General features: G+C 76.5%; 1 protein-coding gene. It reads right to left on the bottom strand.

From position 1 onward, the window contains the following. Positions 1-76 precede the first annotated feature (76 nt). Positions 77-355 carry a hypothetical protein gene (locus GTQ99_RS23920; RefSeq protein WP_205708147.1) on the bottom strand — a complete coding sequence of 93 codons (279 nt, stop codon included), beginning with the start codon at positions 353-355 and terminating at the stop codon, positions 77-79. Positions 356-514 lie beyond the last annotated feature (159 nt).

The following is a 514-nucleotide window of genomic DNA, read 5'->3' as shown; positions in this document are numbered from 1 at the left end:
AGACCTGAGAACGGCGCCCTCGAGCGGTGATCTTCCACGGTGCACCGTGGAAGATCACCGCTCGAGGGCGCCGTTCTCAGGTCTCCTGCAGCCGCAGCACCGGGGTGCCCCCCAGGGTCCGCACCTCGACGCTGGCGATCTGCTCGGGGTGCAGCGCGGTGGCGCCGCTGAGCTGGGCGTCGCGGCCCGGCACGGCCGTCCAGGTGCCGATCTGCTCGGTGCCGCCGTCGACGTCGTTGACGACGAGGGCGTAGGGGTAGGGCTGCTCGGCGGCCGCCCGGGCGTAGGCGCAGACCAGGTCGACCTTGGTCCCCCAGCCCACCTCGGTCAGCTGGACGGTGGCGGTGATGGGCACCGGGACCAGCGGCTGCATGGACTGCGCGTCCCCCGGGGGGGAGCTCGCGGACGGGCTCGCGGACGGGCTCGCGGACGGGCTCGCGGACGGGCTCGCGGACGGGCTCGCGGACGCCGTCGGGGCGGCGGTGGGCGCGCCGGCGCCCGGCCCCAGCGCGCC

The sequence above is a fragment of the Kineococcus vitellinus genome, from assembly GCF_009906315.1.
GTDB lineage: Bacteria > Actinomycetota > Actinomycetes > Actinomycetales > Kineococcaceae > Kineococcus > Kineococcus vitellinus.
Note: the sequence above shows the minus strand (reverse complement) of the source record. Positions and strands in the feature narration are given on the sequence as shown.